Source organism: Wolbachia endosymbiont (group A) of Ophion costatus, from assembly GCF_963969245.1.
GTDB lineage: Bacteria > Pseudomonadota > Alphaproteobacteria > Rickettsiales > Anaplasmataceae > Wolbachia > Wolbachia pipientis.
This window is the reverse complement of sequence record NZ_OZ017714.1, coordinates 445,256-465,553: the sequence shown is the minus strand read 5'-3', so window position 1 is coordinate 465,553 and position 20,298 is coordinate 445,256. Positions and strand designations below refer to the sequence as shown.

The 20,298-nt window shown below is 36.0% G+C and carries 18 protein-coding genes, 2 tRNA genes and 3 pseudogenes; 9 read left to right on the top strand and 14 right to left on the bottom strand.

Going from position 1 to position 20,298, the window contains the following annotated elements; all coding sequences use genetic code 11:
* Positions 1–396 precede the first annotated feature (396 nt).
* The 3 genes from AACH21_RS02330 to guaB form a co-directional block, all read right to left on the bottom strand.
* Positions 397–531, bottom strand: coding sequence for a hypothetical protein (locus AACH21_RS02330; protein ID WP_007548509.1), 135 nt, complete (start codon positions 529–531; stop codon positions 397–399).
* A complete protein-coding gene (locus AACH21_RS02325) occupies positions 528–662 on the bottom strand; it encodes an IS3 family transposase (protein ID WP_007548354.1) in 135 nt (44 codons plus the stop codon). Before AACH21_RS02325 ends, AACH21_RS02330 begins: the two co-directional genes overlap by 4 nt.
* Positions 663–725: 63 nt before the next feature.
* Positions 726–2,219, bottom strand: a complete 1,494-nt coding sequence (guaB, locus tag AACH21_RS02320; RefSeq protein WP_338482701.1) for an IMP dehydrogenase — start codon at positions 2,217–2,219, stop codon at positions 726–728.
* Between the two features lie 228 nt (positions 2,220–2,447).
* Between guaB and AACH21_RS02315 the strand changes: the two genes are divergently transcribed.
* Positions 2,448–2,585 (top strand): hypothetical protein, encoded by a 138-nt coding sequence (locus AACH21_RS02315; RefSeq protein WP_156518046.1) that lies wholly within the window; start codon positions 2,448–2,450, stop codon positions 2,583–2,585.
* A gap of 192 nt (positions 2,586–2,777) precedes the next feature.
* Here the strand turns inward: AACH21_RS02315 and rsmA are convergent, their stop codons facing one another.
* Positions 2,778–3,590 (bottom strand): 16S rRNA (adenine(1518)-N(6)/adenine(1519)-N(6))-dimethyltransferase RsmA, encoded by an 813-nt coding sequence (rsmA, locus tag AACH21_RS02310; protein WP_338482700.1) that lies wholly within the window; start codon positions 3,588–3,590, stop codon positions 2,778–2,780.
* Positions 3,591–3,670: 80 nt separating this feature from the next.
* On the opposite strand from rsmA, the gene AACH21_RS02305 reads away from it, so the two are divergent.
* The 3 genes from AACH21_RS02305 (at position 3,671) to AACH21_RS02295 (ending at position 5,490) form a co-directional block, all read left to right on the top strand.
* Positions 3,671–3,743 (top strand) — tRNA-Thr (locus AACH21_RS02305).
* Between the two features lie 24 nt (positions 3,744–3,767).
* Positions 3,768–4,484, top strand: a complete 717-nt coding sequence (locus AACH21_RS02300) for a triosephosphate isomerase (RefSeq protein WP_006279748.1) — start codon at positions 3,768–3,770, stop codon at positions 4,482–4,484.
* A 55-nt stretch (positions 4,485–4,539) separates the two neighbouring features.
* Positions 4,540–5,490 carry an IS481 family transposase gene (locus AACH21_RS02295; RefSeq protein ID WP_338482200.1) on the top strand — a complete coding sequence of 317 codons (951 nt, stop codon included), beginning with the start codon at positions 4,540–4,542 and terminating at the stop codon, positions 5,488–5,490.
* Positions 5,491–6,044: 554 nt separating this feature from the next.
* On the opposite strand, the gene AACH21_RS02290 is transcribed toward AACH21_RS02295, so the two are convergent.
* From AACH21_RS02290 to AACH21_RS02250, 9 genes are all read right to left on the bottom strand, one after another.
* Positions 6,045–6,680 carry a hypothetical protein gene (locus AACH21_RS02290; RefSeq protein WP_338482699.1) on the bottom strand — a complete coding sequence of 212 codons (636 nt, stop codon included), beginning with the start codon at positions 6,678–6,680 and terminating at the stop codon, positions 6,045–6,047.
* Positions 6,681–6,808: 128 nt separating this feature from the next.
* The gene (gene leuS, locus AACH21_RS02285; RefSeq protein WP_077188483.1) at positions 6,809–9,325 is read right to left on the bottom strand and encodes a leucine--tRNA ligase; all 2,517 of its coding nucleotides are present in this window, start codon (positions 9,323–9,325) and stop codon (positions 6,809–6,811) included.
* A 12-nt stretch (positions 9,326–9,337) separates the two neighbouring features.
* Complete coding sequence (locus AACH21_RS02280; protein WP_338482698.1) at positions 9,338–9,934, bottom strand: M23 family metallopeptidase; 597 nt, start codon at positions 9,932–9,934, stop codon at positions 9,338–9,340.
* Between the two features lie 45 nt (positions 9,935–9,979).
* A complete protein-coding gene (locus AACH21_RS02275) occupies positions 9,980–10,306 on the bottom strand; it encodes a MerR family transcriptional regulator (RefSeq protein ID WP_006279880.1) in 327 nt (108 codons plus the stop codon).
* On the bottom strand, positions 10,306–10,611 hold the full coding sequence (locus AACH21_RS02270; RefSeq protein ID WP_006279881.1) for an integration host factor subunit alpha: 306 nt from the start codon (positions 10,609–10,611) through the stop codon (positions 10,306–10,308). Before AACH21_RS02270 ends, AACH21_RS02275 begins: the two co-directional genes overlap by 1 nt.
* 60 nt (positions 10,612–10,671) lie before the next feature.
* Positions 10,672–11,859, bottom strand: a complete 1,188-nt coding sequence (locus AACH21_RS02265) for an MFS transporter (RefSeq protein WP_006279883.1) — start codon at positions 11,857–11,859, stop codon at positions 10,672–10,674.
* Between the two features lie 301 nt (positions 11,860–12,160).
* Positions 12,161–13,117 carry an IS5 family transposase gene (locus AACH21_RS02260; RefSeq protein ID WP_265029812.1) on the bottom strand — a complete coding sequence of 319 codons (957 nt, stop codon included), beginning with the start codon at positions 13,115–13,117 and terminating at the stop codon, positions 12,161–12,163.
* 533 nt (positions 13,118–13,650) lie between these two features.
* Positions 13,651–15,153 carry a leucyl aminopeptidase gene (locus tag AACH21_RS02255; RefSeq protein WP_338482802.1) on the bottom strand — a complete coding sequence of 501 codons (1,503 nt, stop codon included), beginning with the start codon at positions 15,151–15,153 and terminating at the stop codon, positions 13,651–13,653.
* Between the two features lie 96 nt (positions 15,154–15,249).
* Complete coding sequence (locus tag AACH21_RS02250; protein WP_006279956.1) at positions 15,250–15,891, bottom strand: protocatechuate 3,4-dioxygenase; 642 nt, start codon at positions 15,889–15,891, stop codon at positions 15,250–15,252.
* Between the two features lie 424 nt (positions 15,892–16,315).
* Between AACH21_RS02250 and AACH21_RS02245 the strand changes: the two are divergent.
* Positions 16,316–16,901, top strand: a pseudogene (locus tag AACH21_RS02245) (DUF6444 domain-containing protein); the annotation flags it as partial.
* A gap of 7 nt (positions 16,902–16,908) precedes the next feature.
* Here the strand turns inward: AACH21_RS02245 and AACH21_RS02240 are convergent.
* A pseudogene (locus tag AACH21_RS02240) lies at positions 16,909–17,319 on the bottom strand (IS4 family transposase); the annotation flags it as partial.
* Between AACH21_RS02240 and AACH21_RS02235 the strand changes: the two are divergent.
* The 4 genes and pseudogenes from AACH21_RS02235 to dnaJ all read left to right on the top strand — a co-directional run.
* A pseudogene (locus AACH21_RS02235) lies at positions 17,311–17,589 on the top strand (hypothetical protein); the annotation flags it as partial. The pseudogenes AACH21_RS02240 and AACH21_RS02235 overlap by 9 nt on opposite strands.
* A 222-nt stretch (positions 17,590–17,811) precedes the next feature.
* Positions 17,812–18,759 (top strand): hypothetical protein, encoded by a 948-nt coding sequence (locus AACH21_RS02230; RefSeq protein ID WP_338482697.1) that lies wholly within the window; start codon positions 17,812–17,814, stop codon positions 18,757–18,759.
* 63 nt (positions 18,760–18,822) lie between these two features.
* Positions 18,823–18,900: transfer RNA gene (locus AACH21_RS02225), tRNA-Arg, on the top strand.
* Positions 18,901–18,982: 82 nt separating this feature from the next.
* Positions 18,983–20,101, top strand: coding sequence for a molecular chaperone DnaJ (gene dnaJ, locus AACH21_RS02220; protein ID WP_338482696.1), 1,119 nt, complete (start codon positions 18,983–18,985; stop codon positions 20,099–20,101).
* The last annotated feature ends 197 nt before the right edge of the window (positions 20,102–20,298 follow it).

Sequence of the window (20,298 nt, the reverse complement as noted above, 5' to 3'; positions counted from 1 at the left end):
ATTGCCGCCAACAACCTTCTTTAGTTTTTATGTAGGTAATCCCAAACTTTATTTGGCTGATCAGTAGTAAAATTTTGATCCAATGTGTTCGGAGCCACAACTCGGTTGCTTATTTGCTGTTTTTTATTTTTGAACCTTCGTCTAAGCTTGGTTTTAATGCCATTTTCTTGCATAACACTTTGTACTGTTTTAATTTTTGCCTAAAGCTTTTAATTCAGCGTGAATTTTAGGGGCTCCATATCTGCATTTAGAATGCTTGATGTATTTTTTGAATATCTGCTAGAAGCCCTTCTTTTGCTAATTCTTTACTGCTTTTTTCCTTAGCAACCCATACCACCAGTACAAAACCCTACATAGTTCCTGTGTTTTATAGCAATTTCTATATAAAAGAATACTTTACTCTTTTTCTTTGCCCAGGGCTTTTTTTAAGATGTCTCTTTCTCTTATTAGCTCTTTTTTTAGATCAAATCTTTCTTTGTCATAAGGAGCCTTTGCCTGGAAATGCGTATGCTCCAGACATTTTTCCATCATATTTTCTTACTTAACATACTGCCATCTATACCTAGATCTTTTGCTATTTTTGTACTTGCTTGACCTGTTTCTTTAACCAGCTTAACAGCTTCTAATTTGAATTCTGCTGTATATTCTCTTCTATTTGTCATATTTTGAAAAAACGTTTTATTTTACTCCAAAAACGTCTTAACTTTCTCTCTACTTTTTCTGGACTACTCCGAATCGGTTGACAAATTGGACGCTTGATAAGCATAATTTGGAGCTTCTTGTGTAATGACTATATCATGAGCGTGACTCTCTCTTAATCCTGATGCAGTAATAGTAACAAATTTACAATTTTTTTTCATCTCTTCTATATTCCTATTACCAGTATACCCCATTGCAGCTTGCAATCCGCCAATCAATTGATGGATTACTCCTGAAGCTGGACCTTTGAATGGAACTCTTCCTTCCACTCCTTGTGGAACTAATTTGAGTTTTGAATCTTTATCTTGAAAATAACGGCTAGCTGAACCTCGTTTCATTGCACTAATAGATCCCATTCCTCGATAGCCTTTATATGCTCTGCCCTTATACATAATAATCTCACCTAGGCTTTCGTCAGTGCCAGCAAAAATCGAACCAATCATCACAGAGTCAGCACCAGCTGCAATAGCTTTTGCAACATCTCCTGAGTATTTTACCCCACCATCAGCAATTAGTCTGACGTTTCTTGCTCTACACGCCTCTGCAACATTCTTGATTGCAGAGAATTGTGGCACACCAACACCTGTAACTATTCTGGTTGTACAGATTGATCCTGGTCCTATTCCGACCTTCACTGCATCAACACCCGCATCAATCAACGCTTCAGCAGCCTCCTTTGTTGCAATGTTTCCGCCAATTAATTGCGTATTAGGATACATCTTTTTTATTTCCCTAATGGTATTGATAACGTTTTCGGAATGACCGTGAGCAGTATCCACAACAACTACATCAACTTCTTCTCCGATCAAAGCTTCACATCTGTCTATACCATCTTTTTTACCAGTGCCAATTGCAGCGGCAACTCTGAGACGCCCTTTACTGTCTTTACATGAATTTGGGTATCTATTGTATTTTTCAATGTCTTTAACCGTAATTAAACCTATACAACAAGAATTTTCATCTACGACCAAAAGCTTTTCTATTCTATTTTCATGCAACAATTTCATTGCTGAGGCACTATTCACTCCCTGCTCCCGCACTGTCACTAACTTATCTTTTGTCATCACTTCGGAAACTTTTACATTCATGTTCTGGTCTTCAATAAATCTCACATCTCGGTTAGTTAAAATTCCAACTAACTTGCGTTGATCGACTACAGGAATGCCAGAATAATTGTGCTCTCTCATTAATGAAATTGCTTCCGCAACTGTTTTATCCGGTGAAATCGTAATTGGGTTATACACGATCCAACTTTCATATTTTTTCACCCTTCTTACTTCTAAAACTTGTTCATCTATTGATAAATTCTTATGTATGCAACCTATCCCTCCATGTTGGGCAATAGCTATTGCAAAGCCCGATTCAGTAACAGTATCCATTGCAGAGGATATGAGAGGGATATTTAGTTCTATACTATTTGTTAAATAAGTTTTTGTATCTGCATCGCAAGGCAATATATTAGAATAGGCTGGCAAAAGAAGTATATCGTCAAACGAATAACAAGCTTCCATTTTTTTCATAGGCTTTATTTAAAGCTTATACGCCAATTAATTAAATTGCAATAGGCAAAATTAGCTAGGAGCCTTTAATTGTATAGCTCTAACTATTTTTAGGAGATAGAAAAGCTATATGGTTGCTAATACATTTTATTGCAGAATAAGCATTCTATAGCTAACCCAAGAAAGGTTTCCCTACGTCATACCACGATTCATTCGCGGTATCTCTAGATCCCGCTAACAAGCAGCGGGATGACGGTTCTTCAAATCGTTAAGGTGTCATCCAAGCCTCCTATGATGTCATTCCAGTGTCCCTATGATGTCATCCCAGTGCCCAGACACTGGGATCCAGGAATTTTATTAAGTATAAAAGTAGCCGTTTTATGTTAAAATACAACGTTTTAATGATTATGAAAAAGCTGGATTCCAGACTGGAATGACATCGTTTACTATGTGCCATATTGCAATGTTCGTACAGTAAGCCATAGGATGACAGAAGCGGAGCTATAGAAGCCGGTGTGGCTCTGTCGTATAGCTCTCACTGTTTTTAGGGGATAGAAGAGATACCAGAATATATAGCTGCTAATATATTTTATTGCACAATAAGCATTCTACATTATTTGCCAGCAAACAGAACTGCTCAATAGTTAAGTTTTCTGGACGTTCATTTCCACTCAATTTAGCGTTTTCAAGGACAGTTTCAGCGTGGTTCGTTATATTTTGCAAGCTATTTCTCAGCATCTTTCTTCTTTGAGAAAAAACAGCACGTGTTAATCTTGTTAAGGTTTCCAAATTTACTGCAAATTTTGGGATAGGCAAAGGATTTACTGTAATTACTGAAGAATGTATTTTTGGTCTTGGAAAAAACTCTTTAGGTTCAATATCAAATTCCTTTTTTATCTCACATAGTAACTGGCTTAGCACTGATAAGGAACCATAATCTTTAGAATTGGGTCTTGCCGTAATGCGATCTGCTACCTCTTTTTGAAACATTAATGTCAAGTTCGTAAAAAATTTTATATTATTTAACCACTTTAAAAATAACACTACCGAGATATTGTAAGGCAAGTTAGCAATAACTTTAACTGGACGTTCTATCAGCTCTTCTTCTATAACGTGCAGTGCATCTGCTTCTATAATTTTATACTTTCCTTGATGCTCATTTAGCAGTTGATCATGGTGTTTTACTAAATCTCTATCTTTTTCTATAGAAAGTAGAGACTTTGGATTATGCACCAATATTTCTCTTGTTAATGCACCATATCCAGGACCAATTTCAATGACATTAAAATTTTCCAGACTACCAGCTAAAGCGACTATTTTTTTTGTTATCTCACTCGATAAAATAAAATTTTGTCCTAGACTCTTTTTTGGCTTCAGTAAAAATTTTCTCATATTATTTTCATTATACAGTATTTTATAAAAATTAGTTGACGAAAATTCATTGATAATTGTATATTATTAATGTGTTTAACGCCGGCTTAGCTCAATTGGTAGAGCAACTGACTTGTAATCAGTAGGTTGTCAGTTCAAGTCCGACAGCCGGCACTCTCGCCCATATAAGTAAAGTTGATGTCCTTTTTAATAGTAGCAAATTGGAAAATGAATGGAATGCGTTCTTCATTTGTTGACTTTATAGGCAAACTTAACAACAAGAGCAACGAAATTACCTCTAAGCTAGTGATTTGCCCTCCTTTTACGTCATTTCCAAGCAGTATAGAGTTGAACAATAATATTAATATAGGAGCACAGAATTGCCATCATAAAAAGTTCGGTTCTTACACAGGTGAAATTAGTGCAGAAATGTTAAAAGAACTAGGGTGTACTTACGTAATACTTGGGCATTCTGAAAGGGCTAATGAAAAAGATAGTGAAATAAAACTTAAGTCGGAAATAGCAATAGAATCAGGCTTACACCCAATTATCTGTGTGGGTGAAAATTCAGAAGATTATAAGAAAGAAGTAATAGAATATCAATGCAAAAACCGCTTGCCAATACACGGTGAATATACCGTAGCATATGAGCCAATATGGGCAATAGGCACAGGTCATGTGCCAAATAATGATGCAATTGCTGAGGTGATAGAGGTAATAAAATTGTGTACTAGTAAAAAACACATTATATATGGTGGTTCAGTCAGTTCAGAAAATATAGAAAATTTGTTAAATATTTCAAATTTATCAGGAGTTTTAATTGGCAGTGCAAGCTTAGATTTCGATCACTTTTATAAAATTATACAACAAGTTGAAAAAAAGTTTTCTCTTATCAATTCTAAAATCAGCAACTAAGATGTATGGTCCCAGAGAGTGATGGTATACTATCATCATCATTTAAGGAGTCATTATGGGACAGATATTACATGGGTGCGCCAAAACAACACAGACGATTCGTAGAGCAATACAAAATAGAAAAGAGAGCATAGCAAAACTCTCCAAGCATTATAACCTTAATCCAAAAACTATTATTAAGTGGAGAAAACGTTCATTTACGAAAGATGCTGATATGGGTCCAAAGCATCCAAGATCAACTGTTTTAACGCTAGAAGAGGAAGCTATAATAGTTACATTTCGCAAGTATACACTACTGCCACTAGATGATTGCCTTTACGCTCTGCAGTCTACAATTCCGCATTTGACTCGCTCTAGCTTGCATCGTTGTTTACAAAGACACAACATTAGCAGATTACCAACTGTTGATGGAGAAGTTAAGTCAAAAAAGAAATTCAAACAATATCCTATCGGTTACTTTCATATTGATATTGCTGAAGTTAGAACTGAGGAGGGCAAATTACATTTGTTTGTTGCTATTGATAGGACATCCAAATTTACCTATGTTGAGTTGTGTAACAGTGCTACAAAACCCATAGCTGCTGAGTTCTTACGTAATTTGATTAGAATTTTACCGTATAAAATCCATACTATTTTGACAGATAACGGTATACAATTTACAAACCAGAAGCGTCATAAGTATGCTTTCCAACATATATTTGATAGAGTTTGCGAAGAGAATGTTATTGAACATCGTTTGACAAAAGTTAGCCATCCTTGGACGAATGGGCAAGTCGAGCGTATGAATAAAACTTTAAAGGATGCTACAGTTAAGAAGTATTACTATCAATCGCACCAGCAACTTAAAGAACACCTTTATAACTTTGTTATGGCTTATAATTATGCAAAGAGACTCAAAACTCTTAAGGGTCTTACTCCTTATGAATTTATATGTTATCAGTGGACACAGTCTCCAGAATTATTTATACTAAATCCACACCATCACACTCTGGGACCATACATCTAAGTAGGGAATATGCTTGATTTACTGGTTTGTGGACAACCTCTAACTATTGCATTCCAGAACAATTTGATGCATCATTCTTTTTGTAAAAAACATTCCAAACTTTCTCTCCACTTTTTCTGGGTAAGGTCAATTGATAACTGTCCACTTTCTATTCCCATGGATTCATATTTTTTGCCTTGACCAAGAAAAAATTCAGCTATTGCCTTACTTTCTCTTGCAACAACTTCTTCCTTAACAATTTTTCCTTTCTCATCAACGATACTTATAAAAGTTTCTTTTAGTGAGATCGCTATAATATTCCATGAGACTGCTCCTACTAATAAAAGTTTAAATTATTTTTGAAGAACTTATTCTACTGAATTCGTTACTTCGTGCTAAAATAATGGACTCCATCATTCAACAGCAATTACAGTATGTTTACCCTTTTTCTTGTTATTTTTCTAATCTATAGCTAGCGTTCAAAACCATATTCGAAAATACGTTTTCGGATTTTTTTTAATGCTGTTTATTTCATCCTCAACATCGTCTCTACCTTTATGAACTAAGTAGCAGCATTAAAAATTATAACGTACCCCTATCTCTAGAGTTGCATCTGGTATTTGTTTTGCTTTTATACCACTTAGTTGCCCACCCACGTTCATACCAACTGCACCAATTATCTGCGGAGTAATTTCATAATCAACACCTAACTTTAGTTTATAGGAAATAGAACTCAGTATTTTATCTACTACAGATGAACCAGCAGCTTCACCACCTGATTCTGGAGCACCTTGTGTTTCTTCTTCCTTTTCTTTTTCTTCTTGTGAACTATTGTCACCACCATCAACTGTATCACTAACACCAAAGCCAAAAGGTGTTATTTGGAGATATCCTCCTAAACCTCCGCTGACATATAGTTTAACGGGATCAATATCAAGGTCAGGATAGAAGCGGTAGTTTGCCAATAAGCTAGCTCCTATGCTCTTTAATGACTTAATATTACTGAGAACCTCAAGTTCAAATTTAGAGTTTTGGTCATAATGGTAACCAAGAACAACACCAGGTTTCATTTTAAAGCCACCACCCCAACCAGCACCAAAGTTTAAACCTGCATAGTACTTATCTTCTGACTTACTTGCACTATTACTAGCTGCACCTGCTAGAGATGAAGTAAGCAACACAGCCAAAACGCACAATCTCTTTATTTTCATATAACTCCTCATACAAAAAAATATATAATGCATAAGTATATATCCTTTATATTAAAAAAGATATAACTACATGTCAAAAAAAGTATAGCCATAAAATCAGATTATATAAAACGTACTACTCAGGTCTTTTATATAACTATATTTACTATCTTATTTGGTACAGCATATACAGTGCGAACTTTGCTTTGATCGATCTTACTGGACACAGAGTCTATCGCTATTTTCTTCAATTCTTCTTGAGGTAAGTTAATTGCCACCTTGATTGTTGTACGTAATTTTCCATTGATTTGCACTGCTATAGTTACCGTATCGTCAACTAATAATGATTCATCAGCTTTTGGCCAAGGTTGACCTCCTATTTCTTGCCATAGGCTTTCAGCTAGATGTGGTATGAATGGTTCGATTACTCTGATTAATATACATATACCTTCATCAATAAGAGATTTTCCAGTTTTTACGTCTATTTCAGCTATTAAATTCGTCATCTCACGAAATTTTGCCACTACACAGTTTAATCTGCAGTTTTCCAAGTCATCTGTAAGTCCGTGTAAGAGTTTATGAATTTTTTTTCTGTACTCTAGAAGTCCACCCGTAACATTTTCATTATCATAGTGTATATTTACAGGTCTTAGCTGCATGACCATACGCCACAATTTATTTACATAACGAGAACAACCTTCCACGCCATCATCGGACCATTCCATATCTTTCTCCGGAGGAGTGTCGGACAACACAAACAAGCGGGCAGTATCAGCACCATACTTTTCTATGATAAAATTTGGATCAACTGTGTTCTTTTTCGATTTGCTCATTTTCTCGACTTTTCCAACTTGAACCTTAGCTCCTTGTGCAATCAACTCTTTTGCTTCTGCGGGAAATAGCCACTTACCATTTTCGTCTTTATAAGTTGCATGGCAGACCATTCCTTGAGTGATTAAAGTAGAGAAAGGCTCTTTAATATCAAAATAGCCACATTTGGTTAAAGCACGGCAGAAAAATCTTGAATAAAGCAAATGCAGAATTGCATGTTCTATCCCACCTATATAATAATCAACAGGCATAAAACGATTACATGCATCTTTGTCTATTGATTTATCTTCACTACAGAATGCAGCAAAATACCAGGAAGATTCAAAAAAGGTGTCGAATGTATCAGTTTCACGCTCTGCTTGCTTTCCGCACTTTGGACAATCAACAAATTTCCAAGTTGGGTGCTTATCCAGCGGATTGCCACCACTTGTAAATTCTACATCTATTGGTAGAACTACAGGAAGGTCTTTTTCTGGCACTGGAACAGTTCCGCAATCTTTGCAATATATGATAGGTATAGGGCATCCCCAATAACGCTGCCTTGAAACTCCCCAATCGTGCAAACGATAGTTTATTGTTTTTTTGCCTATTTTTTTTTCTTCAAATTTTTTAACTATGGCTTCCTTTGCTTCACTAACCATTAATCCGTTTAAGAATTCGGAGTTAAACATTGTCCCGTCTCCAGTATACGCCTCCTTTGTCATCTGAGTAGCTTGACACTGGGATCCATTGTAAGAATTCTGGTCACGCGCTGGAATGACACCTAAGTGGGCTGAAGAAATAACGGGAATTATCGGCAAATTATATTTCTGTGCAAATTCAAAGTCACGCTGATCATGTGCAGGGCAACCAAAAATCGCGCCTTCCCCATATTCCATCAACACAAAATTCGCTATGTAAAGCGGCAATTCCTTATCAAGAAATGGATGTTTGACGTTTAATCCGGTGTAAACTCCTATTTTTTCATCGTTCTCTCTTTTCGATTTTATTTCCTGGATCCCAGTGTCAAGCACTGGGATGACAACAGAAGAACCATTCTTTAAATCCTGCACAATAGGATGCTCTGCTGCCACTGCACAAAAAGAAGCCCCAAACAAAGTATGAGGATAAGTTGTAAAAACTTTTAATTTCTTATTCAGGCCAACTACTTCAAACTCTATAGTTGCTCCTTCAGATTTTCCTATCCAACGCTCCTGCATTGTTTTGACTTTTTCTGGCCAATTTTTCAAACTTTGCAGGCACTTGAGTAAATCTTCAGCGAAATCAGTAATCTTTAAAAACCATTGGGACAACTTACGTTTTTCAACAACTGCACCTGATCGCCATCCTTTTCCATCAACCACCTGTTCATTTGCAAGCACTGTTTGGTCCACTGGATCCCAGTTAACCCATGATTCTTTTCGATAGGCAAGCCCATGCTTTAAAAAATCCAGGAAAAATTTTTGTTCGTGTTTGTAATAATCAGGCTCACATGTGGAGAGTTCACGCTCCCAATTATAAGAAAGACCTATAGATTTCAACTGTGTACGCATATTATCTATATTCTCTTTTGTCCATGTTTCGGGGCTAATATTGTTATCCCTTGCTGCATTCTCAGCTGGTAATCCAAACGCATCCCAGCCAATTGGATGCAAAACCTCAAATCCATTAGCTCTCTTGTAACGCGCTATCACATCCCCTATTGCATAGTTACGTAAGTGTCCCATATGAATTTTACCAGATGGATATGGAAACATTTCCAACACGTAACACTTTTCTTGTTTACCACTCTTGCTTACAGAAAAATCCCATTTATCTTGATAAAATTTTTCAACACTTTTAAAATCATATTTCATATAAATCCAAATTCAATTACAGTTCATATGCATCAAAGGATCAACCGCTTGGCCATTATGTCGTATTGTGAAACACATCTGTGGATCTTTATCTTGTGTGCTTGATTTACCTGCAGATCCAATTACTTGACCTTGCTTTACTTTATCGCCAATTTCAACATGTATGTTTTTTAAATAGGAGTACACATTCATGTAATTATCTTTGTGTTCCACTATAATTAAATTCCCATACCATCTCAGCCCTTTGCCTACATATATCACTTTGCCTGGTGCAGAGGAAACTACGTTCGTTCCATTTTGAGCAGCAATTTTTATGCCATCCTTACACATTTCATCAGAAGAGGTAGCTGAACCTTTAACTGGCATTACAAATTTACAATTTACCCCCACATTTTGTGTATTATTGTTATCTTTGTATATCCTATTTATGATGGCTTTTCTACTTTCTTTTTGCACTGAAGGCTCCCTAATTAAATGGTACTCTCTTGTATATTCCAGATCTCTTTTTCCGTAAAATTCTTCGCCTTTAAGCAGCACAGGTGCAGGTTTTTGCAGGCCACAGCCTATTAATATTGCTAATAACATAAGAAATGAGGCTATATGCCACATTTTAAACTCTCACAAAACTCCAAAATTTTAGCGAGACGTAGTGTTTCACGCCTGCTTGTTACTTTCCTCGTTATTTATTTTACTAGTTAAATAGTCCCTCAAATCGGTGAGTTCTTGCAACAAATTCTTTGTGACTTTTATATCATTACCAAATTCTTTTTGCACTCCTTTTATTGTATATCCTTTATCATATAGCATGTATTTTACTTTCTTTATGGCCTCTATACACTTGCGATCATATAGCCTTCTTCCTTTACGCTTTGTAGGCTTAATTTGATGAAATTGACCTTCCCAAAATCTCAAAACATGCTGTTCCAAATGTAGCTCTTCAGCTACTTCCCCAATCGTATAAAATAATTTTTCCTTGTTCATTAATTATTGATTGATTTTTTTATAATTTTTGAAGGCCTAAAAGAAACTGAATTTCTTGCCTGAATCATCACTTTCTCCGATGTATTTGGTATATTTCCTGGTCTTTCCTTCTTTTTCTTAACCAAGAATGTTCCAAATGACGATATTTTTACTATTCCATCCTTTACCAAGCTTGTCTTTATTTCGTCCAATATATCATCTATTATCGAAACAGAGTCTTCCTTTGATAATCCTATTTCTTGGTTTATATCTCCAGCTATCGTTGCCTTAGTTACTGTTGTGTCTTTTGTTGTAACGTGATCCATTATTGATAAATATTACAATACGTAAATATAATATAGCAATCGACTCGAGATTCAGCTACTTTATTTTTTAGAGTATGTCTCTTTTGTTGCATAATTTAAAATACCGGCAACTATCAATATCGCAAATATTGCAAAAAGTGCCATTTTATGATCTGTAAAAAGTGCTAACATTGACACTATAACTCCACTGCCAATAAACATAAATCCATTGATAATGGATGATGATGTGCTGATGTATTTTCGTTTCACAATCTCGCTGCCGACAGTAAAATTAAGCATATGTCCTCCCGCAAAAAACCCGAACATTAACATACAAAAGTACACAACGTGGACTGTTAAATGGCTGTATAGTAAAATAATAATTGAGACGCCTTGCAATAAAGCAAAAGCAGAAATTACATGTTTCCTATTTTTAAATAAGTTTGAGATTCGATCTGCAATTGGAGCACCAACTGCAAGACCAAGCCATAGTATTGCAGTTGCTATACCTGACTCCATTGCATTGAGTTCTGAGTTGCCCAGTAACCTTGGAGCCCACAAGGTATTAAGTGCTAAAAATGTTCCAAAAGTAATAGCACCCACCACTGAAGTTATCCAGATATCTCTTAATTTTAGCACTGTTAATATAGAGCACATTACTGTCTTCATAGAGCTTTTTATTGTGCGCTTTTCTGAGCTGCTTTCTGGAAGTGTGTTTGGACAAAAAAGCGTAAGTACAAATATCAACACACCAAATAGTATTATGCATACAATCAGATTTTTCCAATATGCATCTTCGGCAAGCAAGTTAGAGAACAGTATTTGAATTACCAAAGCAGAAAGGCTTGAAATTGTCTGCACTAGTGAAAACATTAGTCCAAATTGGGCAGCGGAAAAACATATGCTACTTGTGTGAGCAGCACCAATAAAACCAAATGATGCTCCAGTTGCAATCAACACTTGAGACAAAATCAAATGGGAGAAATTGTCACTATTAATAAGGACAAAAAACCCCAAGATCATAGTTGATAACGAGAAAAAATAAATTTTTTTACTGGAAAAAACATTAAACGTTGCTCCACTAAAAAATTGTAAGATGGCGAAAGTCCAAGTATATACTGAATTAGCCAGTGCAACTTGCGCGATTGTAAGTCCAAGTTCCTTTTCGAGATTTACACTTATAAAGGTATAAATTATCTGCATGTTGCTGAATATAACAACCAAGTTACTAATCAGCCAAATGAACCAAGCCTTAGCTCTGCTTTCCATAAGATTTATTTTTATAAGTAATCTATTAGAAATTTAACACTAAGTCTCTTTTTAAGCTATTGTTTCCTGACTACTGTTATAGCTAACCCAAAAAACGGTTTCCCTACGTCATGCCGCCGCGGTATCTCTTAGCCGCTAACAAGCAGCGGGATGACGATTGTCAGGGTGTCATCCTAGCGCCCCTATGATGTCATCCGAGTAGCCAACACTGGTTTCCATCCAAGACGGTGTCATTCCAGTGCTTGACACTGGAATGGCTTTGTTGCATCGCTCTTCGGATAGTAGGTAACGTACAATAAATTCATGAAGCTATCTCAAACTTAGCCATGCCTATTTCAGTAAATTTGTTAAGCAAATAACACTTGAGTAGCAGTTCCTTCTCACGATTAATTTCAGATTTGCTCCTAAAACTAAACCCAAATATTCGCTTCAACCTTGAGAAAAATCCTTCAATATACGATCTTTTTCCGTAATTTACTTCTTCTTTCCATCTTTTTATACCATTCTCACCATGTAATTTCATTAACTGAATAGCGGCATTTCTATCAAGCATATAATCCAATTTTGGATGCTCTGCTGCGTTGTTTTTCGGAGGAATTTTCGTTTTTATACCATATTGATTACACAGCTTATAGAGCTTTTCTCTGTCATATGCCCTATCTGCATATAGTACTTTTATGACATACTGAAAATCGACTTCTTTTAGCAAATCACAAGCTCCATAGTGATCAGAGTAGACACCGTTACTGTATTTTACAGCTATGGCTTTTTTGCTGTTTGTATTCAACATTACATGCAATTTTCTTGTCTGTTCATAGCTGCGATACTTTCTATCTTCGCTATTTTCTTTGCTATGACCAGGAGTGTTGTTGTATATACTAATTCCTGTACTGTCTATAGCAATTTCGATATCTTCCATATTATTTTTATCAATTCTGCAATCATTGATCTTAATATTGAGTTTCTTAAACCTTCTTGATGATTGTGAATAGCTGATAACTTGCAAATTTTTCCCAATTTGCTCAAGGTATCCTGCTATAAACCCAACTGTTTGCCTCAGGCCTATTCTAAATAAACAAGTTATTATGTGCACCAAAATTACAACTTTATCGCTATAAATATTGTTGCCACCTGGTATTTTTGGACCATTCTCGTACCACTTTTCTATGGCTTCGTTGATATAATGAAAAATATTTCCTCTTTTTTCTAGAAATTTGTTATATTCGCTATGGTTACTGACCCTCATTTTTTGTGGCATATTTTTTCTTTCAAGGTTAAATGGCTATTTTATAATGAATTTTGTCAGTAGCCACCAGATTTTTCAGTTGCTATGCAACAAAGCCCACTGGAATCCAGACTTTAATTGTTATACTTGTAAATAATCTGGTGAAAATAAACGTTCATCTCAAAATGCAGTATTTTTGTTGAAATAGCTCAACTGGATCCCAGTGTCTGGGCACTGGGATGACACCATAGGAGGCTACTTGGGTGACAAAAAAAGGAGCACTGGGATGACAGCAGTCCTACGTCATACCGCCGCGGTATCTCTAGATCCCGCTAACAAGCAGCGGGATGACGAGCTTATCGTCACGCCGCCACGAACCGTCATACCGCGATTCATTCGCGGTATCTCAGCCGCTAACAAGTAGCGGGATGACGGTTGTCAGGGTGTCATGAAAGTAGCTGACACTGGAATCCAGAAAAAAAGAAATATGTATCAGCTACTTTCATTTGCTGCGCCTCGAAAATAAACGTTCATGTAGCTAAGCCATAAATCCAGTATAAAGACCTTTAATCATTGGCTTCGTAGTACTTCTCAACCAACTTATTAAGTAACCTTACACCAAAACCTACTGCTCCTCTTGGACAAATGTCAGTACCTTTCTCGTGCCAAGCAGTGCCTGCGATATCTAAATGTGCCCAGCAAGTTTCATTCACAAAACGCTGTAAAAACTGTGCAGCCATTATGCTATCTCCACCAGAGCCTGCAGGAGCGATGTTTTGAACATCAGCAATCGGTGAATCAATAATTTTGTCATAAGTTTCATTCATAGGAAAACGCCATAACTTCTCATTTACTTCATTTCCTGCATCAATCAGACGGTTTGCTAATTCATCATTATTTGAAAAAAGACCAGCATATTCGTTATTTCCAAGTGCAACCACTATAGCACCAGTTAAAGTTGCAAGATCAATCATAAATTTTGGTGAGAATCTATCTTGCGTATACCATAAAGCATCTGCAAGTATGAGCCTTCCTTCTGCATCGGTGTTCAACACTTCTATTGTTTGTCCAGACATTGAAGTTACTACATCACTTGGTCTTTGAGCATTACCACCCACTGCATTTTCTGCAAGTGCGACCACGCCAATTGCATTTACTTTTGCTTTTCGTCCTGCTAAAGCATGCATCACCCCAACCACAGTAGCAGAGCCTGCCATGTCATATTTCATCGACTCCATACCACGTGAAGGTTTGAGTGATACTCCACCAGTGTCAAACGTTATACCTTTACCAACAAAAGCTATAGGCTTTTGTTCTTTAGAAGCCCCATTCCATTTTATCACTACTAATTTTGGTTCTTTACTACTTCCTTGTGCAACTCCAAGCAAGGCTCCCATTTTTTTCTCTTCCATCTGCTTTTTATCAAGCACCTCGATTTCAAGGCCAAGCTTAGTAAGTTCTTTTTTTATATGATCAGCATAGGATTCTGGATATAGAATGTTAGGAGGCTCTGTTATAAAAGAGCGCGCAAGGAATATACTCTCACCTTCTTGCCTTAAGTGCTCAAATGATCTTTCAGCATTACTTAATTGTTCATCTTTTACTAATACGGTAATCTCCTCTACCTCTGTAATTTTCTCATCCTTTTTAGTTTTATACTTATCAAACTCAAAACTACGCAGAAACGCACCATATGCAACATTTGCTGCACTACCTTCGATTAAAACCGCTGCTTTTTTAATTTTTAATCTGCTTAGCTCACAATATATTTTACCACCAATATTTAATTCTTTATTTTCATTCCATTCATCCTTCTTACCCAGTCCAACAACTATAACATTTTTTTCTTCTGGCAAAGCAGTAGAGAAAAATTCACCAAAACTTCCATTGAAATCGCTAAATTGCTTTATATTATCTATGACCTGTTTTCCTTGCAAAACTCCGCCATCATTTACGGTTTCGTTGTCTTCAAATAAACCCATTACTATTGTTTTAAAATCGGGCGAAATTTTAGAAATTGTTATTTTCATTGCTGGTATCTCCGTTGCAAATAATTGTAAACTGTACATAAAACATAGCAAAAACATCAGTAAGATATTTTTCATATACATCCTAAGTACAATAACACTTAAGTTTACTATGGACTCCCTTACATGCAAGGTTTTTTATCTTTTATTAGAGAACTTATTATATCCGCCCAAGGTAATGTTAAACGTATAGGTTTTTATGACCTGATCACTGTAAGTAAATGGTGTTATGAGAAGGCTTGCAAGCCCATTACTAACAAAATCTTCAAGAACAGGATCAGCGCAATTATCGCAATTATGGTCAGCAAAAAACATTTGCGTTGTGAATTCCGGAAAATCCGGATGTTGAACTAGAAAGTTGATATGTGGAGCTCTATCACCAATTTTACCAGGTGCTATCGTAATAAAATTATAATAGCCAAGATTATTCACTACAAACCTTCCTGATCCAGCAAAATTCGGATCATCCTCTATATTCTTATCGTAATGGTTCACGCCGCGTGAATTCGCGTGCCATATAGAAACTACAGCATTTTGTATTGGTAAACAGTTTATATCAGTAATTCTACCCACTATGTGTATTAATTCTCCTGTTGCACTATTTGGAGAACCAGGTTTCCTTCTTAAATTGTTTGAAGAGCTAAAATTTTTTGGCCTTGCATCAAGGTCATATATTTCTGGAGTTTCAATGCAGTTGAGCAAAACAGGATCAGCTGCAAATAGCGGCAAACTGAATACCATTTGTACTAAAAACGCTAATAAGATATTTTTCACATTCATTTCATTTATAATAGACTTCTTGCATAACCATATAACAAACTTTTATTGGAAATAGAAACGAAAAAACTTGCTTGACACCCTTCGCCAGCCCCCTTATCATAAAACTGAAGGTATTCAGTTATATTCATCTGTGCAGATTAAACAGCAAGAAAACAACGTAGTTGGCGTCTTATTTTTAATTTTTTGCACTATGTGCACCTTATGTCTTCACAATATTTCTAGGTTTTTACCTACACAAGCTGAAACGCGCTATTTAAAACATTAAAAAACGCCAACTTAAAAAATGGATAGTGAATAACTAGCTACCCTAGGGTTTCTTTTGCCTTTTTTTCTGTTTAGTAAATTGTATCCGTTCAGCGGAGTGGTAGAATAAGGTAGACAAAGCAAGATAATAAAGATAATCATAGAGCAAAAGTGAGGTAATGTGGTAAACCTTTTAGAACTTTGCAAAAATTTACAGCAAAAAATAGAAAAGTTGGAAGGGAGGATAGAAGAGTTAGAGGCAGAAAATAAGGCCTTGAGGATTGAGAACGCTGAGTTGAAAGAGAGGCTTGGTTTAAACTCGAAAAATTCATCTCTACCGAGCTCTAAAGAATTGTACAAAACAAAAAAGGACAAGCCAAAAAGCAAAAGGAATGTTGGCGATCAGGTTGGGCATAAAGGAAATTTTCATGCCACAATGGAAGCGGATAAAGTAGTAAAAATAGAGTTGCCTAATATTTGCGAATGCGGAGGAGAGCTTGTAATATGCGAAAAACCTTATGTTCACCAAAAAGTTGATCTTCCGGAAATTAGGCCTTATGTAGTAATTGGAACATGGTCGTTGTCGGAGATGCAGAAAAAGAAAAAGTAGCAAGTTACCAGAAGGTGTTACGCCAGATGCATTTGGTCCAAGGGTTAAGTCTATAATTGCAGCACTCAGCGGATTTTACAAAAACTCAAAGCGTGAAGTGGCTAGTATCATAAATGACATTTTTAATTTGAACATAAGTGTTGGCAGCATATCAAATCTTACTATTACCCACAAATATGAGGTTCGTGAGCAAGTCGCCATCCTTCTGCTAAATCAAAGAGACGTTTATATCCTTTCCAAAGAGTAATTGGTCCTGGTTTTGGGTCATTTTTTCTTGCTAAATGGCCTCCAAGTTCATGAAACAGCTTCTTTTATGTTGGGAACTACACTTGGACATGGTTTTCTGTGTATTTTAACGTATAAAACTTTCCATTCTTCTTCAGCTAATAAAGTAGTACATGGTAATGTTGGGTTAGCTCTTGCAATTGATGTAATAAAGAAGATCCTCCAAGCAATAATACTCACAACTGTTAGATATCTCATTAGTCTTTCTGCTATTCCAAGCCTACATTCTTCAACTTTGAGACCAAATTTAAAATTTTATGTAATATCTCTATTTTCCATCTAAGGCAATAGCAGAAAAAGCACCAATAATAAAGTTAGCCTACGATGAATTAGACAGGTTTAGCTGGAATGAAAAAGATTTAGTAGCATATGAAGAAAGAATAATGGATCTACGTAAGGAAGAAGCCATTCTTGAATACAAACTTGAGGAAGGTATAGAGAAAGGAAAAATCGAAGTTGCAAAAAATTTACTTAAAGCTGGTGTATCTGTTAATTTAATAGCTGAATCCACTGGCCTTTCTCAAGCTGAAATTGTACAGCTTAAGCAAGAAGTGGCCTAAGTATCACGGTTTTTAGGGCTTTTTTAGCTCGGCAGTGGTCTGAAAAGTCCATTTTTCACTTTATAAAATGTTTATATTTTACCACCTACTTTATTTGAATAAGTTCTTCTGCCACACTCTGAACGGATATTTGAATCAGGCTCAAGTTGACAAGTAGATGTTATCTTGTTATAATAAGTAAGTAAGTATTTATTAATTTAATCTTAACTTAAGAGGGTATTTATGGTAGCAAGTGATAGTGTTTTAAAAAGGTATGCGTTAGCCTATATAAAGAAATCTGGTAGTAACAGTGATGTTAAAGAGTTTTTACAATTTTGTAATACGCAAAATACCACAAATTGGAGTGAGGAGAATTTTAAAAATGCGTATGAAAAATTTACACATCCAAATTCAAGCAATAGGCACGATACAGGAAGCAGAAATGATCAATATAACGCAGGGAATAACGCACAACCTACAGGCTCTCAGATTACACATATACATGTACACAATAGAGGTTTAGACTTTTGGGATTATTTGCTATTACAATGCTGGATGGATTCTTTATTCGGTGGACGTGGTCACACTACGGTTAATAATATAACGAATATTAACAATGGTAATACCACTCATCAAGGGAGAAAAGAGAATAAAAAAGAATCAGAAGACAGTAGAAAGCTATTAGCTTTGGGTATAGTAGCTGCAGTTGTGTGTGTTGCTTTCCATGCTGGTATGTGTTTTTGGTATAACAGCAGCAGAAAAGTGGCTAGAAAAGAAGAAAAAATAGATTACCTGGATAGTAAATTTAAAACGTTCAGAAATATAGAATTTGCGGTTGGCGTTATTTCTTTGGCAGCTTTGGTAGCTTGTGCTGTTTACCCAGTCTTACCAGTGTGGGGTTTAGCTATCCTTGGCGTTAATTCTCTCGTATGTTTTGCTGGTGGTTTAGCTTTTCATATGAAGCATGAGGAAGAATCAGAAAATATCGAGAAAGCTAAAGGAGCGGTAGATAGCTGTCTTAGACAAGGGCATGGTTATGGAGATCCTTCTCGTTATGATGCACCACCTCCTTACTTTTCTCAAGATCCTAATACTACTCCAACTGCTCCTCCTTGTAGTGAATTTGATAATCCTAATGCGAAACGGCAGTCTGAGAATTGTGAGGGGTTCACGTATGATAGAAATGAATAGTTTTATTTTTAGCCAAATTAATTGAATCAAGCTACAAAACCTGCTAAAGTTAACTTTGTGAAAGCACCCTTAGCTCAGTTGGATTAGAGCATTTGACTACGGATCAAAAGGTCGGGCGTTCAAGTCGCTCAGGGTGCACCACATTTTATAGGAAACAGAAGTCATACTTGAAATTAATATATGTAATACCTATCTTTAAGGGTTAAGCACTAAACTATTATATATGAGCAAAAAAGACTACTATGATCTGCTGGAAGTAGGCAGAAATGCCGGTATTGATGAGATAAAAAAAGCGTATAAAAAATTAGCATTAAAATATCATCCTGATAGAAATCCTGGCAATCAAGAAGCAGAGGAAAAATTTAAAGAAGTAACAGCTGCATATGAAGTTCTGTCTGACTCTGAGAAAAGGGCAGGCTATGACCGTTATGGCCACGAAGGTGCTTCTGGTGGATTTCAAGGCTTTAGCTCTGCAGGAGATTTTAGCGACATATTCAATGACTTCTTTGGTGGAGGATTCGGTGGTGGTGCAAGTAGATCGAGAGCAAAAAGAAGTACAACAGGAGTATCTGGAGCAGACCTACGTTATGATCTTGAAATTACCTTAGAAGATGCATTTAAAGGAATACAAGCGCCTATACATTATGTGACAAATGTAAAATGTGATACATGCCAAGGCACAGGTGGCGAAGGAGCAATTAAACCAGTTCAGTGCCACACATGCCAGGGAAGCGGTAGGATTAGAACTCAACAAGGCTTTTTTACCATCGAAAGAACATGTACTACATGCTATGGGGAAGGAGAAATAATACAAAACAAATGTAAGAAATGTGGTGGAAGTGGACGTAGAAGAGATGAAGTAAATATATCCGTTTCAATTCCAAAAGGCATAGAAGAAGGAGCTAAGGTAAGGATAAGTGGTAAAGGAGAAGCTGGAACAAAAGGTGGAAAAAGTGGAGATTTATACGTATACGTGAAAATAATTTTCCATAAAATCTTTGCTAGAAATAAAGCAGATTTACACTGTAAAGTGCCTATAAGAATGACACTAGCAGTGCTTGGTGGTGAAATCGATATTCAATCAATTGATGGAGCTAAAATAAAAGTAAAGGTCCCTGAAGGCACTCAAACTGGTACCAAACTACGTTGTAGGGAAAAGGGTATGCCATATATGAACTCACATGCTCGTGGTGATTTATACGTACAGGTAATAGTTGAGACTTTAAATCCAAAAAATTTAACTAAAAAGCAAATTGAACTATTAAAAGCGCTTGAAGAAGAGGAAAATGCAAGTGTACAACAGCAATCTGAAGGGTTTTTTAGTAAAGTAAAAAAAAAATAAGAAATCTGCTAAATGACATAAAGGGGTAACTGTTTACGGGTTTTCATTTAATCCTGCAATTCTTTGACCTTATTAATGGAAAACTTAACAATAGTGTTATTATTAGCCAACAGAAACTTCTTAGTTCCTTAAAACTATGTAAAAGCAATAAATTTCTTTATTTAAGGTCGAAGTTTTGCTATTCTCAGGTTTTAATA

What these genes read in the sequence shown, in the direction of transcription:
- AACH21_RS02330 (WP_007548509.1), bottom strand. Translation starts at nt 531, where the DNA reads ATGATGGAAAAATGTCTGGAGCATACGCATTTCCAGGCAAAGGCTCCT.
- AACH21_RS02325 (WP_007548354.1), bottom strand. Translation starts at nt 662, where the DNA reads ATGACAAATAGAAGAGAATATACAGCAGAATTCAAATTAGAAGCTGTT.
- guaB (WP_338482701.1), bottom strand. Translation starts at nt 2,219, where the DNA reads ATGAAAAAAATGGAAGCTTGTTATTCGTTTGACGATATACTTCTTTTG.
- AACH21_RS02315 (WP_156518046.1), top strand. Translation starts at nt 2,448, where the DNA reads ATGACGGTTCTTCAAATCGTTAAGGTGTCATCCAAGCCTCCTATGATG.
- rsmA (WP_338482700.1), bottom strand. Translation starts at nt 3,590, where the DNA reads ATGAGAAAATTTTTACTGAAGCCAAAAAAGAGTCTAGGACAAAATTTT.
- AACH21_RS02300 (WP_006279748.1), top strand. Translation starts at nt 3,768, where the DNA reads ATGTCCTTTTTAATAGTAGCAAATTGGAAAATGAATGGAATGCGTTCT.
- AACH21_RS02295 (WP_338482200.1), top strand. Translation starts at nt 4,540, where the DNA reads ATGGGACAGATATTACATGGGTGCGCCAAAACAACACAGACGATTCGT.
- AACH21_RS02290 (WP_338482699.1), bottom strand. Translation starts at nt 6,680, where the DNA reads ATGAAAATAAAGAGATTGTGCGTTTTGGCTGTGTTGCTTACTTCATCT.
- leuS (WP_077188483.1), bottom strand. Translation starts at nt 9,325, where the DNA reads ATGAAATATGATTTTAAAAGTGTTGAAAAATTTTATCAAGATAAATGG.
- AACH21_RS02280 (WP_338482698.1), bottom strand. Translation starts at nt 9,934, where the DNA reads ATGTGGCATATAGCCTCATTTCTTATGTTATTAGCAATATTAATAGGC.
- AACH21_RS02275 (WP_006279880.1), bottom strand. Translation starts at nt 10,306, where the DNA reads ATGAACAAGGAAAAATTATTTTATACGATTGGGGAAGTAGCTGAAGAG.
- AACH21_RS02270 (WP_006279881.1), bottom strand. Translation starts at nt 10,611, where the DNA reads ATGGATCACGTTACAACAAAAGACACAACAGTAACTAAGGCAACGATA.
- AACH21_RS02265 (WP_006279883.1), bottom strand. Translation starts at nt 11,859, where the DNA reads ATGGAAAGCAGAGCTAAGGCTTGGTTCATTTGGCTGATTAGTAACTTG.
- AACH21_RS02260 (WP_265029812.1), bottom strand. Translation starts at nt 13,117, where the DNA reads ATGCCACAAAAAATGAGGGTCAGTAACCATAGCGAATATAACAAATTT.
- AACH21_RS02255 (WP_338482802.1), bottom strand. Translation starts at nt 15,153, where the DNA reads ATGTACAGTTTACAATTATTTGCAACGGAGATACCAGCAATGAAAATA.
- AACH21_RS02250 (WP_006279956.1), bottom strand. Translation starts at nt 15,891, where the DNA reads ATGAATGTGAAAAATATCTTATTAGCGTTTTTAGTACAAATGGTATTC.
- AACH21_RS02230 (WP_338482697.1), top strand. Translation starts at nt 17,812, where the DNA reads ATGGTAGCAAGTGATAGTGTTTTAAAAAGGTATGCGTTAGCCTATATA.
- dnaJ (WP_338482696.1), top strand. Translation starts at nt 18,983, where the DNA reads ATGAGCAAAAAAGACTACTATGATCTGCTGGAAGTAGGCAGAAATGCC.